The organism is Candidatus Melainabacteria bacterium RIFOXYA2_FULL_32_9 (assembly GCA_001784615.1).
Classification (GTDB): domain Bacteria; phylum Cyanobacteriota; class Vampirovibrionia; order Gastranaerophilales; family UBA9579; genus UBA9579.
The window spans coordinates 6,292-9,660 of sequence record MFRQ01000170.1 but is presented as its reverse complement, the minus strand read 5'-3'; the positions used below and the strand labels follow the sequence as shown (position 1 = coordinate 9,660).

Annotated in this window: 1 protein-coding gene and 3 pseudogenes (2 of these 4 cut by a window edge); all 4 read left to right on the top strand. The window is 31.6% G+C overall.

Annotated features, from left to right (window positions below; translation table 11 throughout):
• Positions 1-697: pseudogene (locus A2255_09860) on the top strand (hypothetical protein).
• A 68-nt stretch (positions 698-765) separates the two neighbouring features.
• Positions 766-2,085 carry a hypothetical protein gene (locus A2255_09855; GenBank protein ID OGI16608.1) on the top strand — a complete coding sequence of 440 codons (1,320 nt, stop codon included), beginning with the start codon at positions 766-768 and terminating at the stop codon, positions 2,083-2,085.
• Between the two features lie 8 nt (positions 2,086-2,093).
• Positions 2,094-3,369 (top strand): annotated as a pseudogene (locus tag A2255_09850) (histidinol-phosphate transaminase) (it continues 59 nt past the right edge of the window).
• Positions 3,349-3,369 (top strand): annotated as a pseudogene (locus tag A2255_09845) (hypothetical protein) (it continues 357 nt past the right edge of the window). The pseudogenes A2255_09850 and A2255_09845 overlap by 80 nt, the downstream one beginning before the upstream one ends.

Sequence of the window (3,369 nt, the reverse complement as noted above, 5' to 3'; positions counted from 1 at the left end):
TTGGATAATGAAAACCTGGTTAAGTTCAGCTGAAGAAATATTAATACCTGATTTTCCCCCACCTTATACAATTTGCTTTCCTAATCTAAGTCAAAATTATAAAGTTAAAAAGCGTACAAGATTTGTAGGACCACTTGTGAGTTGGGACCGAGAAGAGATTATACCTATTGAATACCCGGACAAATCCAAGCCTTATATTGTAGTAACATTAGGTGGACATGCATATAGAAGACCAATTCTTGACAACGTTATAGAAGTAGCAAGGATCTTACCTGATATAAATTTTGATATATTTACAAATTTTAATGTAGAAAATCTACCTGATAATGTACGAATTGTTGGGATGGTCTCAAGTTTAGCCCAATATATAAAAGCATCTGATTTGGTAATTACTCAAGCTGGGCACAGTACTGCTATGGAACTAATGACTCTAGGTAAAGCGTCAATAGTCATACCAGATTTTAAACAAATAGAGCAAGAAAACAACGCTCAAAGAATGTCTGAATTACAAGTCTCAACGGTATTAAAATATGATGAGCTTTCTCCCGATAAATTAAGTACAACTATTAATATGATGCTTAATGAGTCAAAATTTAGCGAAAATGCTAAAAAATTTGCGGATATGGCAAAAGAAATACAAGGCCGAAAAGTAGCAGCTAAAGTGCTTCGAGAATATTCTGCACGAATGCTTTATTAGTTTACACTACATAATTTTTAAATTACAATTTAAGTTAAAATATAAAAATCAGAAAAAGGAAGAAAAAATTGAAAGATAGAATAACATTAGCCATATTGATAATCTTTCTTTGGATATTTCTAATTATCTTCCAAAAATATATCCCGGCACCGTCTTCTATTTATATTGTACTTGGGTTTATGGCATTTTATGCAATTTTAATTCAGACTGCACAATATCATCAAAAAAGAAAATTGAAAAAACATCCTATAAAACTCGATAATACCTATGAGCCATTTGTAAGTATCTTAATACCAGCACATAATGAAGAAAATGTAATAGAAAATACATTATTAAATATATTATCAGTGGACTACAATAAATATGAAATTATTGTTATTGACGATAGAAGCACTGATAATACTGCTTTTGTTTTAAACAAACTTAGCCAGAAATATCCTGAAAAAGTTAAGTATTATACCAGGAAAGAAGATGCTTTTCCTGGGAAATCGGCTGTTTTAAACGAGGCTATTCAGACCGTTCAGGGTGAAGTTATATGTGTATTTGATGCTGATGCAAAAATTAATCCTGATTTTTTCAAAAAAATTCTTCCTTACCTGGCAGATCCTGATACAGGAGCAGTTCAGGCAAGAAAAGTTATCAGTAATAAAGATATTAATTTACTTACAAGATGCCAAAATAATGAATATGCTCTAGATACTCACTTTCAGCGTGGTAGAGATGCTATAAGAGGTGCAGTAGAACTTAGAGGAAACGGACAATTAATCAAAAAAGAGGCACTAATAGATGTAAAAGGGTGGAATAACTACTCAATTACCGATGATCTTGATATTTCAACAAGATTACATCTCAAAAACTGGGATATTAGATTCTGCATAGATACAGAGGTTTATGAAGAAGGTGTAGTGAAATTTTTACCTCTTTTAAAACAAAGAAGAAGATGGGTGGAAGGCAGTATTAGAAGATATTTAGATTACTTTACCCCTGTTTTATTCTCAAGAGATGTTTCACTTAGAGTAAGTCTTGATATGTTAGCCTATATCTCAGAATTTGTACTCCCTCTCTGGCTGGTATTTGAATGGTGTATTCAAGGTTTTAAAATCATTAGAGGGGTTGAGCATAATATTCTTAGCTCTCTTACAGTAATTCCAGCTATATTTATTTTCTTCTTATTTGGATTAATTTATAGTTTAAGAAAATATAATAAGCTGGGTCTGTTCCAGGCAATAAAGCAGGCTATAGAAACGGTAATTTATGTAGTTATTATATGGCCCCCGCTAGTTTCATTTATTGTATTTAAAATAATATTTATGCAAAGAACTATGGATTGGGGGAAAACTGTTCACGGCCTAGAATCATCATCAGAGCTCACGGAAGAATTTAACTAGAGGTAAATATGATTCAACCTAAAAAAGCTATATTAGACGCTCAAGGCTATGAACCTCCATTATATTTAGATAATTACTTAATGAAGCTGGACTTAAATGAAAATATAATAGGCCCATCCCCAAGAGTAATTGAAGCTTTAAGGGATATAAGCAAAGAAGATCTCCAGTTCTATCCGGCATATGGAAAACTTATAAGTAAAATTGCTGAATATAATGAAATATCTCCCGAGATGATTTTGCCCACCAATGGGGCTGATGAAGCTATAAAGTATATTTTTGATACCTTTATTGAGTTTGGAGATACTGTCTTAACAGTAACCCCCACATTTTCCATGCCGCAAATTTATGCAAAAACATCCGGGTGCAATTATCTGGAAGTTAAATATGAAGAAAAATGGGTATTTCCTATAGATAATTTCCTTAAAAGCATTAACGAAAAAACCAGATTAATAATAATAACAACACCCAATAGTCCCACTGGAGACACAATATCAAAAGATAATTTAGTGAAAATTATTAATGCGGCTCCAAATAGTATAATTTTAATTGATGAAACTTATTCAAGCTTTGCTAAAGAAAAATTTACTGACCTGGCTTGCCAGTATAATAATGTAATTATAACAAGATCAATGTCTAAAGACTTTGCTTTGGCTGGACTAAGACTTGGTTATATTATAACTAACAAGCAAAATATTGATTATTTAAAAAGAATAATAAGCCCATATAGTGTTAATACACTTGCTGCTAAAGCTGCTATTGCAGCTCTTGATGATAAAGAGCATATTGAACTCGTTAAACAGCAGGTGCTGGAGTCTAAAAATATTTTAATTGATGGATTAAAAGGTTTATCTAAGGCAGTTTACCCAAGTGAAGGTAACTTTTTACTTGTAGATTTTGGGGATAAAGCTGATTTTATATATAAAAGACTTTTGAATTCAGGAATAAAAGTTAAATACTTCCAGAATAACCCTGAAATTCCAAGTTGTTTCAGAATAAGCATACCAGCTCCAGAACAAACACAAATACTCTTAAATATTTTAAAAGACCGTGATTTATTGATATTTGATATGGATGGGGTACTTATTGATACAACAAACTCCTATAGAATAGCAATAAAGGAGACTTATAAGCATTTTTCGAATAAAGATATTACTCCTAAAGAGATTCAACTAGCCAAAAATCAAGGTGGACTTAATAATGACTGGGATTTAACTGAATTTTTACTTAAAAATTCAGGCTTTAATGTTCCTAAGCAAGACATTGTTGATAAATTTCAGGAATTAT